This window comes from Erwinia sp. S38 (assembly GCF_016624545.1).
Lineage (GTDB): Bacteria > Pseudomonadota > Gammaproteobacteria > Enterobacterales > Enterobacteriaceae > Erwinia > Erwinia coffeiphila.
On sequence record NZ_JACVTS010000032.1, the window covers coordinates 1 to 21,051 of the forward strand.

The following is a 21,051-nucleotide window of genomic DNA, read 5'->3' on the forward strand; positions in this document are numbered from 1 at the left end:
ATCCGCATCACAGCCGCGTACCGCCAGCAGGTGGTGGCTGTGGCTGAATTTTATCGTAGGATTAGTGCTCATTGTATTCCTTCACATCGGCAGAGAAATTATGCTCTAGAAAAACAGGCATGAATTAATTAAGTTAATTATTTCTTAATTTTTATCGAATATTCCTTATGAAAGTCCTTGCCAAAATGGATTGTTAATTCGCGCCCAACTTTTCATATCTGCTGATAATATGCAACAATAGTTACGCACTTCATCAAGCCATAAATACTTATTACACTCACCCACTTAAAATAAATAACATCAAACCACTTACAGTTAAGCCCTGGCTATTAAGGACCTATTCTTTAGCCTAACTAAAAATAAATCAACCACTATATAAATAATGTACCTTTCACAGTTTATTCCTATGCTAATTCAGTCATTAATTCTATACAACATGTTATAACAATTCTCTTCAGAAGATAAATCATATCTATAAAAACAATAATCTGAGAACTGCTTGATTTTTTCTTCATTTAAATTACTAAGTAATGGTGTATCACAACCTGCATTGCAATTTGTTGGATCAACGAAAAAAATTTTTGCACTCATATGCTTTTTAATAAAAAAGACATATTCTGTATCTTCCTTGAATTCACCAGATACCTGCTCAACACCAACAAAAAACCATGAAATGGACAATATTAATGCCATTATGAAAGCGACCCAACAATAATTTAACCTGTTAGCATTACCCATATCTCCCCCTAGGTTTTTTATATTTAGTTGGTTTACCCAGATTAAATTATTTTCTCAATTTCCCAACAAACTCCATACCTAAATTACCAGGGCAGGATCTTTCGATTACTTCGTTAGGCTTTTTGGGATTACGGTAAAAAACCTGATGTTCCTTGTGCCCACCAAGTTCCGTAATATTAAAATAGTTAAGCAGCGTGGATATAATTTCTTTTACTGCCTTTTCTTGCAAAGGAGTTACCACATCATCAAGATCCCACCATTGTTCATCTATGTCAGACATTAATACAATTCCTATAATAGATGTATTGCCAAAACTTATGTGAGCACCTTTATTCCTTATATCCTGCCCTTCAAAAATTTCACCATCGCATCCAACAGCATAATGATAACCAAACTGGTTAAAGTTATTCATATGCTCTTCTTCAATTTTTTTATTTTATCATCATTCGAATCTGAACATGAATAACTATTTCCAGCATTATGAATGGCGACTTTAGTATAATTTCAGTCATGGGATACTTTCTGGCTATCACTGGCCTTCCAGTCCGACCGAGTTTTGAATACATATCCACTCTTTCTCACTCCTGATATTATCGCTTTCCGCACTGCGGCTCTATTATTTAACTGAAGAGGAATAATTTCATGATTTTTTTATCTAATTTCTGCGCCGATAACACTGTAAATTCTGAATTAAAATCATTACTCTTTAAATCATCATCACCTGACATAACCTCATCATCCAAGAAAATCTCTTTCTTTGGTGAAATAAAATTAAATGAATTCTATCGTAGGATTAGTGCTCATTGTATTCCTTCACATTTCACATCGGCAGAGAAATTATGCTCTAGAAAAACAGGTATGCATTAAGTAAGTTACTGCTTGATCTTTATCGTATATTACTTATAAAAGTCTTTACCGGAATACATTGTACCAAGCGTAACCCAAGAAACAGTTACGCGATAATCACCTGACTTTTTCGGTCCCCCAACTATGATGAGGCGGTGGTAATCTTTTTTTACTCCACCCTCTCCACAAAAAACTATTTTTTATTTCTCCTGAATCCATACCAGCCCTGATTTGTTTGGGATTATACTTACCGAAATGCTGAGTTCATCAATAGCCACATCTTTTATTTCAATGACATCTTGGCATTTGTGATTAATTGTTGCATCTTTAATATTATTTTTCAGATAGGATTACTGAGTGAGTACAGAGCAACCAGGTACAATAAAAATCATAATGCAGATAAAATATTTCATTTAGTTCAATAGTTTGAAAGTCCAGCTCCAAAAAAATATTATTTCCGCAAAAATCTCACACTTAAAAAAACAATAAACTCTTTTTAATTTATTTTTATTTTATGTTTTTATCTATTTCACCTCCTGGTGTTGTCGCCCCCATAGAACACCCATTAATATGAATTAACATATCCAACTTTAACTTAGTCCTACCCATAATTATTATATGGTGATAATCTTCTTCTTCCCTTTCTCTTCCCCCAACTTTCAAAGCATTCACTTTCGGCATCCGTTTTAAACCAACTCCCGGAGGTGATATAGTCACTCCGACATTGTCCTTAAATAAAATAGTATTAGTTATTTCAATTTCAGACGAATAGTTCTTCCCAACATATCCTTCAGGAAGTTCACTTCCTTCAGGATAAAACTTCGGCATAGAACTTTCATAATCTAAAAAAAAATGATGAGCACAATTAATTTTTTCATGCTTATTTTACTGATTTAAAAACCAACCATCCAAAAACATGTTGGGAAAAGTAGTTAAGACTGATTTTTTATTTTATTTTATTTTATTTTATTTTATTTTATTTTATTTTACAATAAACTCTCCACCAAGAGAAAAGCTTTATTTCAATTAATTCATCACTATCTTTAGAAGTAATACTTCCGCCATCAACCTTACAGACAGGCTCATCCCAAACGATCCAGTGGTTCTTTGACGATGAGTCACCATTGCCCATCCTTTTAATATCTCAGCAGATATGAAGGTTACAACTCTGTACCCTTGTTTAGCAAAAGAATTAAGTCTTACTATATCTGTCTCATTAGCATGTGAAAGGCTAATGTTATCGAATACTTTCTCATATCCGGCCTTATCGAACCATTCAGTCAACTTCCCCAACATTGTTATACCAGAGACCTGATCATCCACTTCATCGTAACTCATAATTGAATTTTCAGAATCCCTCAAACTAGCTAATGTAATCCAATCCAAACCTGATACTGTTTCTCTGCCGTAATCATCATAGAATGCTCCTTTCGGGTGACTACATCCATCCCCAGGCGAAATATTCAGAATGCCTATTTTGGTTTCCCCGTACAACTAGAGTTCATTTGCAGTTTGCTTATAAACACCCGGCCTGTCCATCTGCAGACAATAAAAAATCGAACATCAAAGCTATTTGCCTTACTGTCCTGTAAAGATCATATACATATACGAGGCCAAAATACACAGCCCACAGGAGAGCTGAGGTGCTAATAAAAAACACAGGAACTTCTGCAACAAGCTGAAACGATCGCACATGAAGACTCTCGGGTACTCGAAATCAATAGAAATGCTATTGGCACATTCATTGAGCGAGAATACTATCTGTAGCAACCATATTTAACACATTGTATACCACTACTGTGTGGAAAAATCACCGAAAAATAAATTATGGGTACCTTTTAAACACCCAGGATTCATTTTTTTTACAGGACTCGAAGTTGTTTTCATCTGAGGGATCAAATTCAGAGGTAACCTCTTTCAGGTGCCCATTGAATAGATTAATGAAGGCTCCTTGATTGCTGCCAACGTAGGCATAATCACCTTTTTTAAGATAATCAACCTCAAAGATTCCTTCGCTAAGGCCTTGCTCATATTTTTTATAGTTATGCACCATGTCCAACAAGATAATATTAGTATCCTGAGGACTATCTTCATTTAGCTTCTTTGGCTTACCCCATATAAAAATTTTAGAACCATCGCATTTGACGTTATAACCGTTGATTACAGTATCTAATTTTATTTTTTTAGAGTGGCACCAGACTTAATAGCAACTGTATCACTCCCTTTTAATTCAACATCAAGTGCACTTACCTGAATAGATAATAAAAATAGCGGAGTTATTGCAATAATCATTTTCATATAATTAATCCATCAAAATTTTTGCAATTCGAGTAGTTTGTTTCCAGCGAAATTCATCAGCAGCATACCCGCCATTGATGGCATGAGTAATAAATCGTGAATGCTCAAAGGATATATCGATTTCTTTTACTTTTGCATTTATTGGCCTAAACCCTGCCGAGCGAGAGCCTGCAATCCGATACCAACATCCTGCATCGATGCAGTTATACGGGACTGTAGATAGAAGTTGCGGTTCGGCAATCGTAGGCGCTTTGGCTAAATTTACTGGGCTCCACCACTGATGTATAAAACCTTTGTAGCTCATGGGGTATTTCTGCAGATCTAACCATCCTCTATACCCCCAATATTTACTATAATTCTCCCGACCGGTAAGCTGCTTCATTCCTCGCCCTCTAAATTTGGGACCATCCCCTAACTCTATATTACCTAAACGACCATTTAAATAATCAAGATATCCGCCTGGTGCAGGGTTATAGTATCCATTCTCCTCAGATGCAAAACTAGCGTGCAAAGGATTTTTCGCAAAGCTTGCAGAACCCTCAATCATTAACGAAAGCATTCCCGATTCAATGGCACCTTGCCCAAAGAAATGAGCTTTTCTTGTCGCGGTGACAACAGAGTACTTTTCAAGACAATGATTTATAATTACTCTGTATTTTTCTCTAACTTCATCCGGCGTTGTACCGATTTTTTCAAGTGATTTAGTCGGATAAAGCTTGTCTGGGTAGATTTGTGCCAGCTCTTCCTTTGAAGAAATCACCAAAAACTTCTATTGATTAAAGGCATTACCAGCTACCTGATGATTTCATGCACAGTTAAATGTATCACTTGTAGTTGGTGTTTATATCGAATAAAGAACCATTATCTATATTACAATCCACTGAGCTTATAATATCACCATTTTTTTTTACATCTAGCCATGCTGTTGATTCATGCTCTTCACTAACTCTATTTAAGCTTTCATTAACTGTATAACTATAAATTCCATTTTTAAACTCCACAGTGCTATTCAAACCTGTACCCACTGGTATTTCTTGAGTTATATTCAATCTTTGCAAACTTCTCTTAATCTCAATATCTGGCTTTGAGCTATCCTTACCGAACCGGTATGTAAGAATATCGCCATCTTGATAAAGTGATATTTCTTTATTATTTGGAGTTGAGCATTTAAACACCATATCTTGTGCGTAAACGTTGATGGTCAACATTCCCCAAAAAACGATTGTAAATGGCATTAACTTATTCATTTCTCTCTCCTAAGTTGATTTGATTCAGGAATTTCAAGCACAACGTCACGATTATCATTCGGAAATTTCATCTCTGTGAGTACAGAAATAGCACTTCCATAGACACAACAACGAGTATCAAAGCCGTTCAAACCTCTGTAATTAGTATCACTAATACGCCCTGGGAGGTTAACTGCGGCGCTGGCCTTCCAAAACGCTTGGCTACGATAATAAACCTTTACTCCCGCGTTTGTTCTTATAGTGCACCTTTCCAATTCGTGTTCAGAATCCGAATACTTTGCCATTTTGCTTGAACACCAATAAAAACCAGCGCTATCGGTGGGCTCATAGTCAGATTCATCTACATTGTTTCGCCATTCAATAACGTTATTTGGAAGATCAGTATTTGATTCGTCTCCAAGGTGGTTATCTGTATAACGGAGCGAACTATTACGGTAAAGTCTTTCATATTCAGCCGAAATCCTATTCTTGATACTTGCAGAATAAACCAACCCCCTAAAACTAAAATAATTGAAATAATTTTCAGGATTAGTTAGCTGCAATAAACCTCGCCCATGCCATGGATAATACCAGATATTATATTGTCTAGTTACTTGCCTTGTATGCCGGTCTCTCTCTGTATACTTATAAAATTCATGAGTGGTGCTTAGCCAAGCTGTTTCTTGTATTGCATTCCCCAGGAAACAAGCAATCCGCAGAGGTGTATTTATTAAATATTTCTGCATCGTTTTATTTAGAGAGGTATATATCCTGTCAGCAGTACTACTTTCCGCATCATTGTATGAAATACTGCTCCAATTCTGCCCACTTAGACCATTCAATGGAATCAATTGTTTTAACTCTCGCTTACTCAACCACCCGCATTTCCGAAATTGTTGGATAAATGCCTTCGGTTCTATATGCCACAGTCTTCCGCTACCAAGAACTCCGGAATCAAAGCACAACGCCTCAGCGTGTTGCTTAAACCTGCCGTAATCCTCTTCACTCATGAGTACACGGTCCTTCGTTTCCTGTGTCCCCGGTACCGTCCATATGGCCGTTTTTTCCGGCTTACACTGCTCCCAGGGCAGACCGGTCATCAGCCATTTATACCTGGCATCTATGGTGCTTTTTTCCCACTCGAATGGTAAGCAGCAGATTAGCCTGTTGCTTTGAGCTTCGTAACTGCCCGCTTCCTGCAACTTTCTGATGATCGCCGAATTACACTGACTGTGGGTATCGTTGTCATCATCAACCAGCAGCCATCCCGTCCAGTGGGGGAAATCTGCATCGCTGAACTTTTTAATACCGGGAGCGGCAAGATTGACCACTCCGGCTCCACCCGGATACCTGACCGTCATCCATAATGGTGCGTCTGCCGGTACCAGTGTTTCATTTTCCATATTGATAACCCGGCCAAAACGAAGCAACTCAAACCCGGCACTCGGGCTCTGCTTATAATTCCGCATCGCGGTTTTATAAAGATTGTATTCGTAATCTTCACCATCGGCGTTAACCAGCGACTCGCCCAGCAGGTCATATTTCCCGTCAGTCTGCGTATTCTTTTGCCGGGTCACCATCGTACAGCTGCCCTGTGCCAGAGTCATACTGACATACAGAGGCACATGACTGGTATGGCGTTCAGACATACCGGTTGTGGAAGTACTGTTGTTCGCGGGTGCTTTGTCGTAAAACGTTGTGCCTGCCGGCAGGTAAAAATGGATATCACCGTAAACCGCATCAGTGCGGCCGTCTTTCGAAATATCCAGCTCCTTCGTTTTTCTGCCTGTCAGTTTACTGATGTTGTTATCGTCGCAGAAAACCTGGAAGTGGAATTCATTTCGCCCGTCACACATTCCGGAAGAGCCCAGTGGGTCTTTCCGGTAAATTCTGGCGTTAGCTTTTATCCCGGACTCCAGAAACTTCAGATGCATATACAGGGAGTAAAAAACGACCTTACCGTCCTCGCCGGAACCAATTTCCGTCTCATGCTTCAGTAAAACATAGCCATCATCCGTTCCCCTGACGGGGGCATACTTCAGCGGAAACTGGTCTCTTTTCTCTGGCGGGGAGGGCTTGCGGAACGACACCACGGTCCCGTCAGCGATTGCCCTCACTTTCTCCGGCGTTGTACCTGCATCCGTATGTGATATATGGATACCCCCGTGCCAGGACTCTGAGGCATTGAGAGGGTATCCCCGGCGAGAGTTGACTGGCATCATCGCTTCAATCCAGTCTGCGTCAGACTGAGTGGCATCTTTATCTCTCAGAAACGGAGGACTGATAATCATGTTGTGACTCCCTGTCAGGAAAAGCTGAATTTACTGGAAGATTCTGTGGTTTCAGGTGCCACATTCGGGAAGTCTTTTGGCTCACTGGCCTTAGCTTTTCGCCCGTAATGCCCGGCCCTGGTCCGGTACTCCCCCTGAGTGGCCGATTCAATACCATTCACATCAAGGGTGATATAACTTCCGCCACCGTTTATCGTCACTTTTTTCTTCGCAGTAATATGGATTTCATCTTCGGTGCTGGTGACGCTGAGTTCGCCGCGGGCGATCAGCGCCATCAGGTCGTTCTGTGCCTGTATTTTTACCGGCCCCTGGTTCGCAATGAGTCTGATACCCATCTTGCGTACAAACACACTCAGGGCATGACCGCCCCCGATAAACAGATTCTTCACCACGCTGACGTCCGCATTCTTTCCGGCTGTGGCTGTCAGGTTCTGACCTGCCGATACCTGCAGGTGCTCTCCGCTTGTAAGCGCAATGCCGTCCGGCGCGCTCATCAACAGCACCGATTTCTTAAGATCCGTCAGTTGCTGTTCCAGCAGTCTGATTTGCGCCTGAAGATCCGCCGGATTCGCGCTCGCCGTCTGTGCATCCTCTGAAATGGCAGACATCTGCTCACGGGCCTCAGCCAGATTACTGACCGCCGCCCCCATCTCCAGCACCTCACCCTGTGCCTTCGCCTGGCCATCCGCCGAGATAAATATCCCCTTCTGCGCCCGTATCGCACCCCAGCTGTCCGTCCGCAGCTCAAAACCTTCGCCCCGCTTCTGCCGCTCGCTGTCCACCAGGTGACCCAGGTTCAGCTGGCTTTTGCCGCCGTACTCCGTCGAAACCTTGATGTGTTCCTGCCCGCGGTTATCATCCAGCCGGATTTTGTTATTCGATGGCGTACGCAGCACGTTACGTCTGTAGTTACGGATGGTGACGTGGTCGCCGTGCGCCGAGTCGTGCAGCACCCCGGCAATGTACGGCCGGTCCGGGTTGCCGTCCTCAAAGCCTATCGCCACTTCCGTCCCCGCCAGCAGCGGCAGGTGCAGGCCGTATGTATCCCCCGCGTACGGCCGCGACTGGCGTACCCACAGGCTTTCGAACCCGCTTTCCCAGCCGTCGCGGTCAAACAGCATGTTCACCCGGTAACGGCCGTCTTTATCAATATGGCCGTAGGTATCGTTAGGCGTGGTGCTGGTCACCCGGGCCGGCAGCGTACCGGCCATCACCGGACGGGAGCCGGGTGCCGGGCGAAAGCTGAAGTCGGTGCCGTCCGGGATGCCGTCAACATGCACGGTAAAGTCGGCGTCACGGCGCGCGTGGCTGTTTATCGCCGTGATAACCACGCCGTCAGCAAACACCGCCGCCACTTCATCACCCCCGGTCACCTTCAGCACCTGCCCCGGAGAGAGCGTCGGGCTGCTGCTGGTGGCACGGATCTGCGTCTGCCCGTTCAGGTAGCGTTCATGGCGGATGCGGGCATAGAATGCGCCGGTCTCCGGGGCCGGGTTGCGGTCGTGCGCACTGCCCGGCGTCAGGTAGTTGTCGGCATAATGGTAGGCATCACCCCAGGTGGTCGGGTCGCCGCGCGTGACATCCACCTGCGTGTTCATGTCTTCCGTGGCCCGGCGGTAGTTGTAATCCCGGGTGCTGACCTGTTTCTGCACCACCCGGTGATGGCTTTCCATGTTCCACACCGAGTCCACGCCCACGGAATGCTGGCCCGACGGCGGGACCGAGGGCAGGGTCAGGCCCGGCTCACAGCCCTGCCGGCTGTCGTAAAACTCCACCACGTCAATGTTCAGCCGCGTGTCGGTGGTGAAGCGGAACCAGATACCCACTTCCCCCAGCAGACGGCGGATAAAGTGCAGGTCGTCTTCGCCGTACTGCATCACCTGCTCGCGGCGCGGATAGTCCTGCACCAGCGAGAACAGGAAATCCTGACCGCGCATGTCGTGGCGCTCGCGCAGGATTTTCTCCACGATTTGCGGCACCGACATGTCCTGATAAATGGCGTTCTGGTGCGAGCGGTCCAGCAGCGCCAGCCGGGGCTGCAGCGTCAGGGCATAGCGCGTCTCATCTTTTGAGGTGCTGAGGCGGTCAAACCCCGTCACCACGCCCTGGATCACCCGCACCGGCTGCTGGATTTTAATCCCCCGGCCCTGATCCACCGGGGCCTGCAGCGTCAGCGACGCCGGTTTCAGCAGCATGCTTTCCCTGCTGATGGCATGCTGGCTGCTGGTGAACTCAATGCGGTAACTGAACGGCTGGTTTAATGCCTCCCGGCCTTCAAAGACCAGCACGTCCAGATCCGCATCGCAGCCGCGTACCGCCAGCAGGTGGTGGCTGTGGCTGAACGCCACGCTAAGCGGTGCTGCACTCATGGCTGCTCTCCTTGTGCTTCTGCCGTTTCACCATCAAACTCCATCACGATCCCGTCGTCGTCATCCCAGCCGAGCGTCAGCGTTTGTGGCTTATGCTTCGCCGCCATATGCACCAGTAGTTGCTGGCTCAGCACTGGCAGGATCTGCTGGTTTAACAGGCTGTCCACGTTGCGCGCCCCGGTGTCCGGCAGCAGGCAGGCGGCGGTCAGTGCGTTGTAAAGGCTGTCGGCAATGTGTGTTTTCAGCCCATAGTGCCGATGCAAGCGCTTGCTAACCTGTTCGAGCTTAACCCGGACGATCGCACGCATCGGTTCCTGTGCCAGCGATCGGTAAATTACCGTCTGGAAGCGTGCCAGTAGCGCGGGCTGGAAGTGGTCGCGCAGCACCGGGCGCAGCAGCTGATGCAAATCGCTTTCTGTGGCTTCCGGCTGTTCCTGCAACAGTTGCATCAGCGCATCGCTACCCAGATTTGAAGTCATCAGGATCACCGTATTGCGGAAGTCGATTTCACGCCCTTCGCCATCACGCATAAATCCACGGTCGAACACCTGATAGAACAGGTTCATCACGTCGCGATGAGCTTTTTCAACCTCATCCAGCAGCACAATGCTATAGGGGCGTTTACGCACCGCTTCGGTCAGAATGCCCCCCTGTCCGTAACCGACGTACCCCGGCGGTGAGCCTTTTAACTGCGAAACGGTATGCGGTTCCTGATATTCGGAAAGGTTGATGGTAATCAGCGATTTCTCACCGCCGTAGAGCACATCGGCCAGAACCAGCGCGGTCTCGGTTTTGCCCACGCCGCTCGGGCCCACCAGCAGAAATACCCCCTGCGGGCCATTTTCCGGGGTCAGCCCGGTTTTGGCCGCACGCAGTCGTTGGGCAATCGCATTCAGTGCCGCATCCTGGCCTATTACGCGCCGCGCCATCTCCGCTTCCAGATTGAGCAGTTCTGTCTGTTCATTCTTCATCAGAGAAGAGAGCGGCACGCCGGTCCAGTCAGCGATTACGCCTGCTACCGTACGGCTATCCACATCCAGCTGAATCAGGGCCTCGTCCTGTTGCAGGCTGGCCAGCTGCTGCCGTAAGCCTGCTGCATCCGTCGAACCGGCCTGCTGGCGATGCGCAATCAGCTGCTGCACCAGGCTTTTTTCATCCGCCAGTCGCGCCTGCGAATGTTGCAGGGTTGCGCTGAGACGCTCACGCTGATGGGCAATGTCGTGCAACCGTTCGCTTTGCGGAGGGCTGCCAGCGGCAATATCTTCCCGCAGCGCCAGTTCCTCCAGCTCCAGTGCGGTTATCTGCGCTTGCAGATGCACAATCGCTTCCGGCAGCGTATCCAGGCTCATCCGCACGCGGGCAGCCGCGGTATCCAGCAGATCCACCGCTTTATCCGGCAGCTGTCGCCCGGTAAGGTAACGGCGGGAAAGCGTGACGGCCGCGCGTACCGCATCATCGGTGATATAAACGCCGTGATGCTCCGCGTAGCGGGATTTCAGACCGCGAAGCATCAGGCAGGCGGTCTCATCATCCGGCTCGTCCACTAAAACCCGCTGGAAGCGGCGCTCCAGGGCCGCATCGCGTTCGAAATACTGTTTGTATTCGCTCCACGTAGTTGCAGCGATGGTGCGCAATTCGCCGCGCGCCAGCGCCGGTTTCAGCAGGTTAGCCGCGTCCGCGCCGCCCGCCTGGTTACCGGCACCGATTATCGTGTGTGCTTCATCGATAAACAGCAGTACCGGCGCGAGTGACTGCTGTACCGCAGTAATGACGTTTTTCAGCCGCTGCTCAAATTCACCTTTTACCCCCGCACCGGCCTGTAACAGTCCAAGATCGAGCGTACGCAGGCTGACCGGCTTCAGGCTCTCCGGTACGTTACCTTCAGCAATCCGCAGCGCCAGTCCCTCCACCAGCGCCGTTTTACCTACGCCCGGCTCGCCCACCAGAATCGGATTGTTTTTACGGCGGCGGGAAAGGATATCCACCATCTGGCGGATTTCAGTATCGCGGCCAAATACCGGGTCGATTTTTCCCTCCCGCGCTTTTGTGGTCACATCAAGGGTGAATTTATCCAGCGCATTCTGCAGTGCGGGAGACAACGCGTTCTCATGGTTCACTGTGCCGTCAGCCGCAGTGGCGATCGTTTCTTCCGTTGCCGGGATACGTGCCAGCTCCGCTTCCTGCTGGACTTCCGGGCGCTCGTCCGACTGCCTGTCCAGCAGCGGGCGCAGGCGTTCCAGCTGTATTTGACCCAGGGTCAGCAGCGGCCATAGCCCGTCGCAGCGCACCGTTTTCGGTTTGTCGATCAGCACCATCAGCAGATGAATGCTGCGAATACTTTCTTCCCCCGCCAGCGACGCCCGCAGCCAGGCTTGCTGCATCAGCGACTGGAGATTCTCTGACAGCTGCGGGCGTCCGCGCACCGAACGCGGCAGGCTATCCAGCCAGTCCAGCAGCGACTGCCACATCCCGTCCATGTCCCACTCATAGCGGCGCGCCAGCACCGTCAGATCGCCCTCCCCCTGCTCCAACAACTTCAGCAGCCAGTGTTCCGGCAAAATTTCTGCGTGAGCGCGGGTCTGGCACAATGACGCTGCACCTTCCATCGCGCGGGCACAGTAAGGGTTGAGACGACGCAGGAGAATTGCGGGGTTTTCCATGTTAGTTAACTCGCTGTCAGGGACCTTTAGGCACGCTACCGCCCATCGCTTCTCTTTATGCAAAGAACTCAAAGCGCATCAGGTCGAATTTCCATAGGGTTATTTTTGCTGAACGCCCGTAACCACAGGCGTTCGGCAAAAACAAAAAAGGCGGACAGGAAATCTGCCCGCCGGAGACTTACGCCGTGGCGCGTTCATTCCAGGAATCGGAATGAATGATGTTGCCGTCTTTGTAGGTCCAGGTGATTTTTTCGTAACGCAGCTCGATCTGTTCGAGATGGTTGTGCTTCTCGTAGGCGGGGTCCTTGATGTCATGCATCTTCGGATTCACTTTCACCAGCTTGACGTTTTCCAGTTTGGTATTGAAATACTCCACTTCCTGGCCTGCATCGTTGATGCGATACCAGCGGAACTCCGCAGATTTAAGGGTCTGCCCGGTGGTGACGGCCTTATACAGGTACGGGCTGGACGCATCGATTTCCTTGGTGAACAGGAACGGGGTGTGGATACGAGTACCGGTCAGCTTACCGGTGTTGTTATCGGTCGGGATGTACAGGTTGTGTTCCTGGGCCACGATCTCAATGCTGCCTTCACGATCCTGTACGTCAACGGACCCTTTGATGTCCGCACCGCCGTCGTCTTTTAGCCAAAGGTAAACAGGAATTGCCATGAAATTACTCTCCATTGTGTTGTGATACGTCATCATCCTGAGATGACGCTGGGATTTTGTCCGGTATCTGACAGGCATCGGCCTGCGGTACCAGACTGATTTCGACACGGCGGTTGAGCGCCCGCCCTTCCATCGTGTCGTTGGTTGCAATCGGGCGGTTTTGGCCATAGCCCTGTACTGCAAAACAGCTTTCCGGCACGTCGCCGGTATCGCGTATCCAGTTGCGAACCGCCTCCGCACGCTTCAGCGACAGCGCCTGATTAAGCCCGGAATTACCGGTGTTATCAGTGTGTCCACTGACCACAATCAGCCAGCCTGGCTTCGCCTTAATTCCCACGAGAGAATTAACCAGCATTTTCGTCGATCCCGCCTTCAGCTCTGCCTTGCCGGAATCGAACAGCGACATACTGTCGAGGCGAATAATTTGCGGCGCGACTTCCTGTTGGGCCTTCGGCAGCGGTTTCTGCTTCTGCGGTAGAGATGGAGGTGTATAGGAGCGAATCGCCGTCAGAATCGGCAGACGCAGGCTTTCACCCCGATATAATCCGAGCCCCAGAGACATCGGCTCTCCGTTGCGGGCCCAGCCATCCAGCAGCGCGGCATCCTGCTGCAGGATTTTCAGGGCCTCAGCTTTGCGAATGTGGTCGCCGCTGGCGATGCGATAGAAATGCTGGATATCGAAATTCATCCGCTGCAGCAGCTGGCGCTTGTTCCAGCCGCTGCTGCACAGCGCCACAATCGCCGCAAAGGTAAAGGCCGTCAGTCCGGCGCGGCACAGGCGCTGGCGAGGTGTCAATCCCGCCCCCCGGGGTAAAAGGGGCAGGATAAAGTCAGGCAGAACCGGGGGCGTGGCCGCGTTGTCTGGCACGGGAGACCAGCCTGCAACATGCTGCATCGCGCTGTGCTTACGCAGCCAGGTGAGCCAGGCAGACTCCGGTAAGGTACCGGTAAGCGCAGGGCCAGCCCTCCAAACGATCGCCACAGGCAGCACAGCAGGGATATCCGGATTTTCATCAGTAAACACTGCGGCTACATGCTGGCTAAACCATGCGGACAGACTGCCGATGATCACCTGCGACTGCACAGCCTGGGCCCCCTCGCTGGCGCTCCAGGTTGCTACCGACATCGGGGGCGCTCCTTCACGCCAGACCTGGATAGCGTGATCTGCAATCGCAGTCTGCCACAGGTTTTCGTGCATCATGCTGCAACCCAACTGAGCATGAAGCAGCAGTGGGATCGCACAGCCGGTCTCGCGGCGCAGCTGGCTTAACTGCCAGCGCAGGGTCAGTAAACGGCCGGTCAGCGTTTCCGTATCCGTTTGCAGCTGCGGACAAATGTTCACCATCAGCGACAGCTGGCGCCCCCAGTCGGGGCGCAGCCACAGCAGATAGCGGGCAACCTGTTCCATGTCCTGGTGATTCGCGACATTGATCCAGCAGCCCTGCGACAGCACCAGTACCGGAGACTCCTGCAGCCACATCTGTGAAATATCACCACACACCAGCACCACCGGCTGCTGCCAGCTGGCGTCCGGCAAATTGTCGAAGCGAATCGCCGCCTTATGTCCCCTGCCACGGGCCATCAGAAACCAGGCGACTGCGATCGCGCCGATGCAAATCAGCGTTATCCCTGTTGCTGCGCGAAGTGGGAGCGGGAAAAAACCCAGGCAGACAACGGCGCTCAGCAATGCTCCCCATATCGCCAGCACGCTGCGCTGCGTAGAGGTCATGGAATCACTCCCGGCAGCAGGGTTGCCAACATCCTGTCCAGGGATCGGTCCAACCCCCACCAGAGCGTAAGAAGGATCGCGACGCTCACGCCAATACGCAGCGGCCAGGATCTAAACCATGGGCCGATACGGCTCGCCGCATAAGCATTCGCCAGCACCGGTTGATCCTGCGGAGTAAACGGTGGAACCCGATCGTTCAGCATCTTGACCAGCTGCTCACGCTGAGGATCGTTCAGCGAATGATAGCTACCGATAAATCCCAACAGCATGACCCGGTGAAAACAGGTCAACACGGCAGCATCGGGTTGCGTTTCACGCAGCACGGCGCGCATGCGGTCACACAACGTGTCCCCCGCCTCAATCGTGCCAAGAAAATGCCCCTGTAGCGGGATGTCATACCACTGCATGCAGGCGTCGTCCTGCACACCACGGCTTTTCACCGCCTCATCCAGCAGGGCGCAGTGTGCGGTAAGAATATGCTGACGGCCGGCTTCATCCACCCCTCCGTCGTTAAGCGACTGCTGTACACGTTCTATTTCCGCTACACAGCGCTGCCAGAGAAGGTAGCCTTCTCCCTCCTGAAACAGTGGGCCGTGGCGCAGGCTGATAACCTGTAGCCAGGTATCCTGAAATAGCGCATCAATATCGACGGATGAGGCCGCTCTGCGTTTGCTCTCACTCATGTTCTTAGTACCGCGTAAAGTTCAAGTTCAGGCTCGCCCAGCGTGCCCGGCGTGTAGAACATACAGTTGCCGCTTTCCAGCATTTCCCGCGCTGCCGGGTGGGTGAGATCCAGCGAGAAATACTGGTTCTCCAGCCGAAGTGGGATGGCGGCAGGAACATGGCTGAGCGGCTTGAGAGGTATCCCCTGGCGGGATGCGTTAACCAGACTGGTAACATAATCCGGACTGCCGACCTTGCACTGGCGCGGGAATTGCTCCAGCAGCTGTGCAACAGGTTGGGAGGAGCGAACAGAAAGGTATTAATCCGCCCCGTCGCGCAGGCGAGGGTCCTGCAAACGCGCCAGCCACTGACGCATGCGCTTATCGTGGCTAAGCTCAATCGCCACTACGCGCGATGGCAGGCTGGCTTCCAGCAGCTCATTAAGCAGCGCAAACAGCGGAGGAAACACATCGTTCAACCGTTCGTGCTGCCATGACGGGATCGCACCGCTCTGATGCTCCAGCGAAAAGGTCAGCAGGCTGCCGGCCAGCCGGGCCAGTTCAGGATACAGACGTTCCGGGGCACTCTGTGGATACTGCAGAAACTGCGCCAGTACCGGCTCAGCGCCGTTTAGCGCATTGAGCAACCAGAAGAGCGACACATCAGCGATAGCGAAATCCGCCATGCGTGCGTTACTTTCCCGGCGCATCGCCATCAGCCTCGTTAAGCGGGCACGCAACTGGACCATGAGCTGATCAAGCTGCTGCATCAGCCATCCGCTGCTTTGCAGGGTAAGCATCGGCGGCAGAAAGCTGTCATCCAGCGACCATAGCCCCTGCGAGTCCAGATGCAGACGCGCAACGGGACAGGTGAGGTAGTCGCTGTTGTTTTGATGGGCAAAACGCAGACAAAGCTCATGCTGCATCACGGCAATCTGGCGATCGTCATCGCCAAACTGATTGCGAATATCGCGCCAGCGCTGGCGATAACGTACCGGACGTTCGGCAGCTTCTTCGGGTTTCAGGCAGTTACCGCCGTTCGCTCGAAGCAGCGGCAGTGCCAGCAGCACGACCGTTTCCCCCTGTTCTCCTTCCAGCGACAGCACCGGGGGAAGCGCATCGGCATTGCTGGTGTCAATGAGTGTTCCATCCTGGAAACGAATGCACAGGCGACGGGCCTGCAGGCGGCCCAGCTTCAGCACATCATCTTCGAAAGAGGCTTCGATCACGCCCCACGGCTGGCATAATCCGAGACGTGCAATAAATTCCGCAGACCAGGCCGCATAAGCAGCCTGCTGTTGAAAATGCTGGGGCGAGAGCATAATGCCCCGGCCCCACAACGGTTGTTCCGTTCTCATTCAGCGCCCTTATGCTTTCGCTTTCGGCATCTGCGAGACTAGCGACAGATTGATGTCCATCCCTTCCACCTGGAAGTGCGGCACCGCATACAGCTTCACGCGGAAGAAGCCCGGATTATCTTCGATATCCTCCACCACCACTTTGCCGTCGCGCAGCGGGTGGGAGGCCTGCAGCTCGTCGCCAGGATCGGTCATCTCGGTGACAAGGCCTCGTATCCAGGTGTTCAGCTCCAACTCCAGCAGGCGACGATCCTTAGTCGTACCGATGTTCTCGCGCTGGATCAGCTTCAGATAGTGAGCAATGCGCGACAGCAGGAAGATATACGGCAGGCGGGCGTTGATCCGGCTGTTGGCGGTGGCGTCAGCGGTATCGTACAGCGCCGGTTTCTGGGTGGAGTTGGCCGAGAAGAAGCAGGCATAGTCGCGGTTCTTGTAATAAGACAGCGGAATAAAGCCAAGGTTGGCGAACTCAAATTCGCGGGTTTCAGGGATCATCACCTCAGACGGAATTTTCACCTGATTGCCTGTCCCTAAGTCGTACAGGTGGATCGGCAGATCTTTCACCGCACCGCCGGCCTGTGGGCCACGGATCTGCACGCACCAGCCGTTATCAATAAAGCTGCGCACCATGTTGGACGCAAAGGCAAACGAAGCATTGGTCCACAGGTATTTATCGTGATCCGGGCCTTTCACCTCTTCCACATAGTTAAAGCTGCGTACCGGCACGGTGTCTGGTCCGTATGGCAGACGGCCCAGCACGCGCGGCATTACCAGCCCGATATAGCGCGAGTCATCGGTGTCGCGGAAGGATTTCCACTTGATGTATTCCGCACGGTCAAAGTAGTTGCCGATGTCCTTGATGGCCGCCACGTCTTCCATCGACTCCTTCAGGAAGAATTTCGGCCCGGCCGAGCCGATAAATGGCATATGGGCGGCGGCGGAGACTTTAGAGATATTGCGCAGCAGGGCCACGTCCTGCGCCGAAGCGTCGAACTCCCAGGCCGAAATCAGCGCGGCAATCGGTTCGCCGCCCGGGGTGTCATATTCCGCCACGTAGGTTTGCAGATAGAGACCGCTCTGAATCACTTCCGGCGCATCTTCAAAGTCCTGGCGCAGATCCTCTTTAGACAGATCCAGCAGCTCAATTCGGACGTTCTGGCGGAAGTCGGTCTTATCCACCAGCGATTTAGCGCCCTGCCACAGCGACTCAACGGCCTGGAACTGCGGATGGTGAAGTACCGCGTCCAGCTGGCGGCCAATCTGGAAGTCCAGCTCGGCAATATGGTGGTCAATCAGCGCTTTATCCAGCTTATCAACTTTGGTTCCTGCCTGGCGCAGGCGTTCCAGAAATACCTGCATGCCGGCGGTCAGGCGCTCATCGGCGGTTGCATCGGACATCGCCTGTGCATCCTGCCAGATATCCAGCGCGCTGAGAGAGGAAACCGGATGGAGGTTGATTTTTTCAAACAGGGAAGCATAAACGCCGCCCGCCTGCGGATGTTCAAGGGTGACATTTTCCGCAGCAGTGGCATTCTCATTTTGTACAGACATCAGCATATTCTCTTGTTAATCCATTAATCATTGCGACCGTTTATGCCTGCTCCGGCACCATCGCGGACAGTTCGCTACGCAGTTCATTGCTCAGTGCCGGGTCAAGCAGGATTTTTTCCAGCTCTTTGCGGAAGTTCTGGTTATCCAGCAGATTGGCTTTCAGATCGCGGAGAAGGTTGCGCATAGCCAGCATGGCCTTGAGCTGAGGTATCTGGCGAGCCACCTGTTCAGGGGTGAAATCCTTCATATTACGGAAGGTGAGATGAATATGTTCTTCGCTACCGTCTCCGGCCAAGGTGTTTTCAACGGTGAGATTCACCGACGGAGAATATTCCGCCAGTACGCTATTGAAATTATTCTTATTAATGTCTGTTTTACTGCGTTCTGATAGCGGTGCGGTTTCCTGGCCGTTACTGAAATCACCGGCAACCAGTAATTTCAGCGGTAATTCCATTTTCTTACTGGCACCGCCGGTATGAAGATCGAGTTTCAGATTAATACGTGCTTTTGGTATTTCCTTCTGGAAGCTGTCGCTCATAAATCCCTCTTTGATATCGCCATGTAAATAATTGCAGCCTTAACTTTGCGGGCGATAATAGAGCATTCAGACTTAATTAATCAAACGCGGAAATATAAACATGAAAATTAGAAAATTCTTATTATTAAGAACAAACACCCTTCTGCTTTTACGAAAAAATAGTCGTAAAAAAACCAAGTCATGATTCAGAAAACATCAAAATAAAGAAACATTGCAGGTTTTAACCGGGCATTACAAAATAAAACACTAAAACAACGAAGAATTGACCAATATCATTATTTCCTCATAAACACCGAAATTAATAAGAGGTTTCTTAGGATAAGTCCATTTAAATATGATTTTCAACACTGAGAATGTTAACCATTACTTGAGCTAACACGCAAAAATAAGAAAAACACCAAACGAACTTCGATATTGGATTTTTTACTATGTTAAAAGTAGAGATGAATAAATATCGACATAACACCACAAAAGGAGTATTTGACTCCCTCCGTAAATCCGGTGAACTTAATGTCAGGCTACGTCTCCATCTGGCAAACAGCACGAGCAGCAGGAAAAGAATGACCGCTGCCTTCTCAGCCACTATTATCAACCACCGTCGCCCCATTGACACCACACGACCAGGCTGCTAAATTTTAAAAAAATTGATTTAAATCAATATATTCACTTTACTTCAAGTCCATCAAAACGGCAGTCCGATGCCATTCATGTCGCTATCCGTGCATTTCATTCCCTGAATGCGGCACTTCATGCCTTTTTCCGCCGCCTGTATCGCTGGCAGGCTTAAAATTTCCCCAATTTAAAGATTCTTAGCATTCCCATTGGGAGAATTTCATGAGCACACCAACATTAAGCAGCAGCGTTAACCGCACCCGCTGGCTAACCCTGATTGGCACCATTATTACTCAGTTTGCCCTCGGTTCGGTTTATACCTGGAGCCTTTTTAACGGACAGCTGTCCAGCAAGCTGGATGCACCGATCAGTAAGGTCGCATTCTCCTTTGGTCTGCTGAGTCTTGGCCTGGCCCTGGCTTCTTCCGTTGCCGGGAAACTACAGGAACGTTTTGGCGTGCGTAAGGTCACGCTGTCTGCCGGTTTGCTGATGGCCGCGGGTCTGATGCTGACCTCGCAGGCTGACAACCTGTTTATGCTGTACCTGACCGCAGGCGTGCTGGTCGGCCTGGCGGATGGCGCGGGTTATCTGATTACCCTGTCTAACTGCGTGAAGTGGTTCCCGGAGCGTAAAGGTCTGATTTCTGCCTGCTCGATCGGTGCTTACGGACTGGGTAGCCTGGGCTTTAAATTTATCTGTAGCTACCTGCTCAGCGTGAACAGCCTGGAAACCACCTTTATGATCTGGGGCGGACTGGCGATGAGCATGATCGTGCTGGGTTCACTGATGATGAAAGATGCACCGCTGCAGAAAGCATCAGCCAGTAGCAGCAGCGCTCAGCCAGCCCGCGATTTCACGCTGGCAGAATCTATGCGTATGCCGCAGTACTGGATGCTGGCGCTGATGTTCCTGACGGCCTGCATGAGCGGTTTGTATGTGATTGGCGTGGCGAAGGATATCGGTGAGAGCCTGGTTCACCTCAGCGCGCAGACCGCCGCCAGCGCAGTCACCATTATCGCTATCGCTAACCTCAGCGGTCGCCTGGTGCTGGGCATTATGTCTGATAAGGTAGCGCGTATCCGGGTGATCAGCCTTGCGCAGGTGGTCTCCCTGTGCGGTATGGGCATCCTGCTGTTCAGCAGCATGAATGAAACCACCTTCTTTATTGCCGTCGCCTGCGTAGCCTTCAGCTTCGGTGGCACCATTACCGTTTATCCATCGCTGGTCAGTGATTTCTTCGGCCTCAATAACCTGACCAAAAACTACGGTGTGATTTACCTCGGCTTCGGTATCGGTAGTGTGCTTGGCTCGCTGATTGCCTCCCTGTTCGGTGGCTTTATGGTGACCTTCAGCCTGATTATGGCGCTGCTGGTAGTCTCACTACTGATGTCGGCGGTGATCCGTATGCCAAACGCCAGCGCGCAGCAGAAAAAAGAGCTGCAGCACGCCTGATAGCTGTCTTAACAATATTGAACCGCCGTCCTGACCGACGGCGGTTTTTCT

General features: G+C 50.4%; 16 protein-coding genes and 1 pseudogene. 1 reads left to right on the forward strand and 16 read right to left on the reverse strand.

Features of this window, described 5'->3' with window-relative positions:
- Positions 1-414: 414 nt before the first annotated feature.
- From IBT46_RS24880 to tssB, 16 genes and pseudogenes are all read right to left on the reverse strand, one after another.
- Positions 415-738 carry a hypothetical protein gene (locus IBT46_RS24880; RefSeq protein ID WP_200547853.1) on the reverse strand — a complete coding sequence of 108 codons (324 nt, stop codon included), beginning with the start codon at positions 736-738 and terminating at the stop codon, positions 415-417.
- 46 nt (positions 739-784) lie between these two features.
- Complete coding sequence (locus tag IBT46_RS24885) at positions 785-1,150, reverse strand: peptidoglycan recognition family protein (protein ID WP_200547854.1); 366 nt, start codon at positions 1,148-1,150, stop codon at positions 785-787.
- 941 nt (positions 1,151-2,091) lie between these two features.
- Positions 2,092-2,412 carry a hypothetical protein gene (locus tag IBT46_RS24890; RefSeq protein ID WP_200547855.1) on the reverse strand — a complete coding sequence of 107 codons (321 nt, stop codon included), beginning with the start codon at positions 2,410-2,412 and terminating at the stop codon, positions 2,092-2,094.
- A gap of 198 nt (positions 2,413-2,610) precedes the next feature.
- Positions 2,611-3,078 (reverse strand): hypothetical protein, encoded by a 468-nt coding sequence (locus tag IBT46_RS24895; RefSeq protein WP_200547856.1) that lies wholly within the window; start codon positions 3,076-3,078, stop codon positions 2,611-2,613.
- Between the two features lie 681 nt (positions 3,079-3,759).
- Positions 3,760-3,882 carry a hypothetical protein gene (locus IBT46_RS27620; protein ID WP_255567245.1) on the reverse strand — a complete coding sequence of 41 codons (123 nt, stop codon included), beginning with the start codon at positions 3,880-3,882 and terminating at the stop codon, positions 3,760-3,762.
- Between the two features lie 4 nt (positions 3,883-3,886).
- Entirely contained in the window at positions 3,887-4,642 is a 756-nt protein-coding gene (locus tag IBT46_RS24900) for a hypothetical protein (protein WP_200547857.1), read from the reverse strand.
- 64 nt (positions 4,643-4,706) lie between these two features.
- A complete protein-coding gene (locus IBT46_RS24905) occupies positions 4,707-5,129 on the reverse strand; it encodes a hypothetical protein (protein WP_200547876.1) in 423 nt (140 codons plus the stop codon).
- Positions 5,126-7,399 (reverse strand): M23 family metallopeptidase, encoded by a 2,274-nt coding sequence (locus IBT46_RS24910; RefSeq protein ID WP_200547858.1) that lies wholly within the window; start codon positions 7,397-7,399, stop codon positions 5,126-5,128. Before IBT46_RS24910 ends, IBT46_RS24905 begins: the two co-directional genes overlap by 4 nt.
- 14 nt (positions 7,400-7,413) lie before the next feature.
- Complete coding sequence (locus IBT46_RS24915) at positions 7,414-9,768, reverse strand: type VI secretion system Vgr family protein (protein ID WP_200547859.1); 2,355 nt, start codon at positions 9,766-9,768, stop codon at positions 7,414-7,416.
- A complete protein-coding gene (tssH, locus tag IBT46_RS24920) occupies positions 9,765-12,428 on the reverse strand; it encodes a type VI secretion system ATPase TssH (protein ID WP_200547860.1) in 2,664 nt (887 codons plus the stop codon). The genes IBT46_RS24915 and tssH overlap by 4 nt, the downstream gene beginning before the upstream one ends.
- Positions 12,429-12,606: 178 nt before the next feature.
- On the reverse strand, positions 12,607-13,098 hold the full coding sequence (hcp, locus tag IBT46_RS24925; RefSeq protein ID WP_200547861.1) for a type VI secretion system effector Hcp: 492 nt from the start codon (positions 13,096-13,098) through the stop codon (positions 12,607-12,609).
- A gap of 4 nt (positions 13,099-13,102) precedes the next feature.
- Positions 13,103-14,827, reverse strand: a complete 1,725-nt coding sequence (locus IBT46_RS24930; protein WP_200547862.1) for an OmpA family protein — start codon at positions 14,825-14,827, stop codon at positions 13,103-13,105.
- Positions 14,824-15,510, reverse strand: a complete 687-nt coding sequence (tssL, locus tag IBT46_RS24935) for a type VI secretion system protein TssL, short form (protein ID WP_200547863.1) — start codon at positions 15,508-15,510, stop codon at positions 14,824-14,826. Before tssL ends, IBT46_RS24930 begins: the two co-directional genes overlap by 4 nt.
- Positions 15,507-16,847: pseudogene (gene tssK / locus IBT46_RS24940) on the reverse strand (type VI secretion system baseplate subunit TssK). Before tssK ends, tssL begins: the two are co-directional and overlap by 4 nt.
- Positions 16,848-16,856: 9 nt before the next feature.
- Positions 16,857-18,404 carry a type VI secretion system contractile sheath large subunit gene (tssC, locus tag IBT46_RS24945; RefSeq protein WP_200547864.1) on the reverse strand — a complete coding sequence of 516 codons (1,548 nt, stop codon included), beginning with the start codon at positions 18,402-18,404 and terminating at the stop codon, positions 16,857-16,859.
- A gap of 34 nt (positions 18,405-18,438) precedes the next feature.
- Positions 18,439-18,936, reverse strand: coding sequence for a type VI secretion system contractile sheath small subunit (gene tssB / locus IBT46_RS24950; RefSeq protein WP_200547865.1), 498 nt, complete (start codon positions 18,934-18,936; stop codon positions 18,439-18,441).
- Between the two features lie 834 nt (positions 18,937-19,770).
- Between tssB and IBT46_RS24955 the strand changes: the two genes are divergently transcribed.
- Positions 19,771-21,000: an OFA family MFS transporter gene (locus IBT46_RS24955; RefSeq protein ID WP_200547866.1), complete on the forward strand. Its 1,230-nt coding sequence runs from the start codon at positions 19,771-19,773 to the stop codon at positions 20,998-21,000.
- The last annotated feature ends 51 nt before the right edge of the window (positions 21,001-21,051 follow it).

Coding starts and splice junctions, on each gene's coding strand:
- IBT46_RS24880 (WP_200547853.1), bottom strand. CDS start 738: ATGGGTAATGCTAACAGGTTAAATTATTGTTGGGTCGCTTTCATAATG.
- IBT46_RS24910 (WP_200547858.1), bottom strand. CDS start 7,399: ATGATTATCAGTCCTCCGTTTCTGAGAGATAAAGATGCCACTCAGTCT.
- tssC (WP_200547864.1), bottom strand. CDS start 18,404: ATGCTGATGTCTGTACAAAATGAGAATGCCACTGCTGCGGAAAATGTC.
- IBT46_RS24955 (WP_200547866.1), top strand. CDS start 19,771: ATGAGCACACCAACATTAAGCAGCAGCGTTAACCGCACCCGCTGGCTA.
- tssB (WP_200547865.1), bottom strand. CDS start 18,936: ATGAGCGACAGCTTCCAGAAGGAAATACCAAAAGCACGTATTAATCTG.
- tssH (WP_200547860.1), bottom strand. CDS start 12,428: ATGGAAAACCCCGCAATTCTCCTGCGTCGTCTCAACCCTTACTGTGCC.
- IBT46_RS24930 (WP_200547862.1), bottom strand. CDS start 14,827: ATGACCTCTACGCAGCGCAGCGTGCTGGCGATATGGGGAGCATTGCTG.
- IBT46_RS24890 (WP_200547855.1), bottom strand. CDS start 2,412: ATGCCGAAGTTTTATCCTGAAGGAAGTGAACTTCCTGAAGGATATGTT.
- IBT46_RS27620 (WP_255567245.1), bottom strand. CDS start 3,882: ATGAAAATGATTATTGCAATAACTCCGCTATTTTTATTATCTATTCAG.
- tssL (WP_200547863.1), bottom strand. CDS start 15,510: ATGAGTGAGAGCAAACGCAGAGCGGCCTCATCCGTCGATATTGATGCG.
- IBT46_RS24885 (WP_200547854.1), bottom strand. CDS start 1,150: ATGAATAACTTTAACCAGTTTGGTTATCATTATGCTGTTGGATGCGAT.
- hcp (WP_200547861.1), bottom strand. CDS start 13,098: ATGGCAATTCCTGTTTACCTTTGGCTAAAAGACGACGGCGGTGCGGAC.
- IBT46_RS24905 (WP_200547876.1), bottom strand. CDS start 5,129: ATGAATAAGTTAATGCCATTTACAATCGTTTTTTGGGGAATGTTGACC.
- IBT46_RS24915 (WP_200547859.1), bottom strand. CDS start 9,768: ATGAGTGCAGCACCGCTTAGCGTGGCGTTCAGCCACAGCCACCACCTG.